We start from the raw sequence: 4,778 nt of genomic DNA, 5'->3' as shown, positions 1-4,778 counted from the left end.
ATATTAAGTTACTTTGAAATTTTGTTGCAAGAATGTGAATAAAGTGGTAGGTTAAATATGTAAGCGAATACAGGAGAAGATATATGAAGAAATTTTTACTTGCAGTTTTGACCTTAGCTTTATGCGTAAGTCCATTTACAATGCCAGTTTACGCAGATGACGCCATCGAACCTACAATTCAATTTGATGAAACGTCACAAAAAATGATGCGCGATGTTTTTACCTTACTTAAAGACAATAAGGATAAAACAGATGCCGAAAAAATTGAAATTGTATCTGGGTACTTTTTAGATACACCTTATGTTGCAAACCGTCTTGTCGGATCAAATACGCAACCCGAGGAACTCGTTATTGCTTTAAACGAATTAGATTGCTTCACCTTCTTAGACTATATCGAAACATTCAAACGTTCGAAAAATGAAGAAGATTTTGTGAATCAACTTAAGACCGTACGTTACATTAATGGAAACGTTGAATATTTGAGCCGTAAGCACTTCTACTCGGATTGGTATTCAGAAAATCAAATCCTCGCAACCGACCTATTAACACAACCTGAATTCAGTGAATTTGTTCAAACTGATACTGTTGAACTAAATCAAGGTGCTAAAGGTGTTTATATACCAGGACTTAATGTTCGTGAACGCGACATAAACTACGTTCCAAGAGACAAAGTATCTAATGTACTTCCACTTCTAAAAACAGGTGATTACATTGGAATCCGTAAAAATATAGCTGGTTTAGATGTTACCCATACAGGTATCGTCATTGAGAAACAAGATGGCGTCTATATGCGACATGCTTCCTCATCAAAATCTGCCCTAAAAGTGGTTGATCAAAAAATTACAGACTACCTCGATATCAATACATCCGTAGCAGGACTTTTATTCTTCCGTTCAAATGCCCAGTTCGAGCAAATTCACGGAACCGTTAACATTGAATTTAAAGACGAAGCTGGTAATACAATCAAAGAAACACTAACTGAAAGCCTACCCTATGGTGAGCCATTCAATATTGCGGCACCAAACTTACCAGGATACGAATTTGTCCGTGCAACAGACAATACCGGTATCGTTCAAGATACCAATACCGTAACATTTACCTATCGTTATACTTCCGAAGCATTTGATATTCAATTTGATGACACTTCAAAACGGATGATGGACGATGTCTTTACCCTTTTAAGACAAAACAACCTAAAGACTGATGCGGAAAAACTTGAAATAATTTCTGCATACTTCTTAGAAACACCTTATGTTGCCAATCGTTTAGTTGGTTCTACAACTGATCCTGAACAACTTGTAATTGCACTTAATGAGCTAGATTGTTTTACATTCCTTGACTATATCGAAAGTTTCAAACAGTCCCATTCGGTAGAAGATTTCATTAATAATTTAAAAAATGTTCGTTACCGCGATGCTAAAGTAGATTATTTACACCGTAAACACTTTTACTCCGACTGGTATACTGAGTCACCAATTGTCGCAACAGACCTTTTAACATCACCACAATATGCTTCAATCGTTAAAACAGACTCCGTAGACTTAAATCAAGGAGCTAATGGTGTATATATTCCGGGACTTGCTGTGCGTAATCGAGATATTAATTACATACCACGCGATAATGTTACTGAAGATGTTCTCAAAACATTCAAAACCGGTGATTATATCGGCATTCGCAAAAACATCGCAGGACTTGACGTTACACATACAGGTATTGTTATTCAAAAAGAAGACGGCACCTATATGCGCCATGCCTCATCTTCAAAATCATCTCGAAAAGTTGTCGACCAAAAACTTACGGACTATCTTGAAATTAATACATCTGTATCTGGATTATTATTCTTCCGTTCAAACTCAGAATTTAAACCATTCATGAGCACGGTTACGATTGAATATAAGGATGAACTAGGAAATGTCCTATTGGATGCTCAAGACGTTAATTTGAAACTCATGGAATCTTACAAACTCGAAGCACCTACAATTGAGGGCTATGCTTTAGTTAACGATTCAACCGCTGAAGGTATCGCCAATACAGACGTGTTAAGCATTAACTTCATCTATAAAAAAATTGATGACATTGATCCCATTGAGAAGGATAAGAACACTGGAACACTCCCAGCAACCGGAGTAAACGGAACTCATGTATATTTTGGAGGTGCACTTCTCATTTCATTTGGAATAGCCACTTTATTGGTTTCGAAAATGAAAAAAAATAGTAAAAAAGAGTATTAGATTAAAATAAAATCTTTCGAATAACAAAAGGTGGTTGAGTCATTGGAACTCATCCACCTTTTATTTGAGATAAGTTATTTAGAAAGGTTTAAACTTATGAAAAAGGTACCTCAAAGATGCATATATAAGTCTTGTTACCATATTAAGATTATGCGCAATGACTTCGCTGATTGATCCATTTTCAACCTCTTTGGTCAATAAGAACACTTCTCTTCGATTTATTTTTCTATATAGAAATCATCAATACAAGTTAATCGATCTTCAGCAAATGTACGGACAAATAGATTGATTCTCTTCCATTGCTCTTTTAAACTATGACCATTCTCACCCAGATTGTAGTTTGATTACTTGCTGTAGATTGCGATATAACGTTTGTACGCTTAATCATTATACATTTGTATGAATGGTACGTTTGTGTTCTAGTAAACTGAAATTGCTACACCTTGGTTGAGAAATGATAAAATCAAATCAAGGAGCAACTTATGAAAAATTATAGTATAGAAACAAAAGATGAAATCATACGATTACATCTTAAAGAAGGAAGAACGATTAAAAGTCTTACTCAAGAGTATCATCTTGGAAGTGAAACACTACAATACTGGCTTAGAGAACTTCGCAAAGAATGCCAAAACAACCCTTATATCCAAGAAGTCACATTATCACTCGAAGAATCAAAAAGACTTATTCTAGAAATTAGAGAACTTAGAAAGGAAAATGAATTCTTAAAAAAAGCAGCAGCATTCTTTGCAAAGGAAATCGATTAAGTGAGTATCAGTTCATTCAAGAGCATGGTAAAAACCTTGGGATTCGTTGGTTATGCCGTAAAATTAAAGTAAGTACGAATGCATGCTACAACTATTTGAAACAGAGAAGAGCGCCATACTACGAGCAAAAAGCTAAAGTACAACACTTTATTAGTGAATCCTTTCATAAAAGTAACGGAACAATGGGAGCTAAAATGATGTCATATTATTGTGCGAATTATGGATACTCCTACTCCCTTCTAACTATACGAAAATATATGAAGGAACTTAATATTTCATCAATTATTCGGCGTAAAAAGCAACCATTCTAGACAGGGAAGCAACACAAGGTGTTTCCAAATCTTATCCAACAAAAATTTCATGCAACGAAACAAAATTGTGTTTGGTGTGTTGATTTTACTTATCTGTATCTAAGTAATGGAACACCTCGATATAATTGTATGATAATTGATGTTTGTGATTGCAGAGTGGTTGCCTCTGAAAATAGCACTTCGATTAATTCACGTTTAGCTATTAATACGTTGCATAAAGCATTATTACGCTATTATCCAGATAAGGGATTAATTTTACATAGCGATCAAGGGAGTCAATTCACAAGTAAATCATTTAGTGATTTCTGTAAACAACGTGTTATCCAGCAAAGCATAAGTCGTGCAGGATGTCCATATGATAATGCTCTGATGGAGCGATACTTCAACACACTCAAACACGAATGTACGAACCATTATACATTTACTATAAAAGAAAGGATGGATTCGATTATAAATGATCTTGAACAAAAATGGTATAACTCAAAACGTCCACATACTTATAATAATGGATTATCCCCAAGTCAAGTCTATATCAATTCAACCTTAGTGTAGCAACTTTGCTCGACTAGAACAAGTCACACAAGTGCGGGTGAAGTATGAACGCAGTGAATGGAACTATTCGAAATGAGCGCGCGAGTAAAATTTTTAGAAAACATGCACTTTTGTTTTCTAAAAATTTTCACGAATTTTGCATCGAGAATGGAAAGTGGTAAGTTACTGGTGGTAAAGTTAAGCATATAATTTTAGAACACAAAGTGTTCATTAATGAGATAGTGCGTTTTTCGCACATCCTTAATATTTATAAATGATAGAAAGACTGAAATGTAAGGGTTTACACATGACTGTGCTCGATATATAATATGAATAGAAAAGCTCAAACCAGAGCATAGGGGGGACTTATGAAAAAGTTGTTGACTGGTTTTGTAACTTTCGCTTTATTGTTTACTGTGACTATGGTTTCTGGCTCAGTTCATGCGGACTCTGAAGTAACCGCTAATGAACTAACTGTCGAGGTTAATGATCATTTCAGTGCACCGATATTTGATGAGGATGGGAATTACATTGTCCCTGAACCTAGTGCAGTACCAATTTGGATTGTTCCTGCAGTCGCTTGGTGCGTTCAAATAAATTGTCTCGATAAACTAGCACAATTTATGCATGTATCATGGACTCAAGGTGGTCATAATATTGCACAGAACCTACAGAAGGTAAAATGCATGTACGATAATAGACATTTACCAATTTCTCAGCTAGGTTTTTGCTGGAGTAAATAATTTCACCTACTTTAGTTTAAGGATATTATTTAGGTCTAAAAAAGAAAGAGTCGTTAATTACGACTGATTCTTTTATAGAATATTTAAACTAGAATAGTTGTTAACAATGAAGTAGTACAAAGAGAAAAACAAGACGACAAGTGCTGCGAACACTTCATACATATTTATTGGACTCGCAGTCACTGACCAGTACAATCC

General features: G+C 35.0%; 4 protein-coding genes and 1 pseudogene. All 5 read left to right on the top strand.

The window, feature by feature from the left end; all coding sequences use genetic code 11:
• Positions 1-83 precede the first annotated feature (83 nt).
• The 5 genes and pseudogenes from GVV20_RS10160 to GVV20_RS10145 all read left to right on the top strand — a co-directional run bounded on the left by GVV20_RS10160 (position 84) and on the right by GVV20_RS10145 (position 4,580).
• A complete protein-coding gene (locus GVV20_RS10160) occupies positions 84-2,231 on the top strand; it encodes an N-acetylmuramoyl-L-alanine amidase-like domain-containing protein (protein ID WP_201287489.1) in 2,148 nt (715 codons plus the stop codon).
• A 482-nt stretch (positions 2,232-2,713) separates the two neighbouring features.
• Positions 2,714-2,995, top strand: coding sequence for a transposase (locus tag GVV20_RS10155; protein WP_159740094.1), 282 nt, complete (start codon positions 2,714-2,716; stop codon positions 2,993-2,995).
• Between the two features lie 95 nt (positions 2,996-3,090).
• Positions 3,091-3,306, top strand: a complete 216-nt coding sequence (locus GVV20_RS10710; protein ID WP_407925782.1) for an IS3 family transposase — start codon at positions 3,091-3,093, stop codon at positions 3,304-3,306.
• A 15-nt stretch (positions 3,307-3,321) separates the two neighbouring features.
• Positions 3,322-3,858, top strand: a pseudogene (locus tag GVV20_RS10150) (IS3 family transposase); the annotation flags it as partial.
• 347 nt (positions 3,859-4,205) lie between these two features.
• Complete coding sequence (locus tag GVV20_RS10145; protein WP_159740092.1) at positions 4,206-4,580, top strand: hypothetical protein; 375 nt, start codon at positions 4,206-4,208, stop codon at positions 4,578-4,580.
• The last annotated feature ends 198 nt before the right edge of the window (positions 4,581-4,778 follow it).

The sequence above is a fragment of the Erysipelothrix aquatica genome, from assembly GCF_009828775.2.
In the GTDB taxonomy this organism is placed as follows: Bacteria; Bacillota_I; Bacilli_A; order Erysipelotrichales; family Erysipelotrichaceae; genus Erysipelothrix; species Erysipelothrix aquatica.
This window is presented reverse-complemented; position numbering and strand designations above follow the sequence as displayed.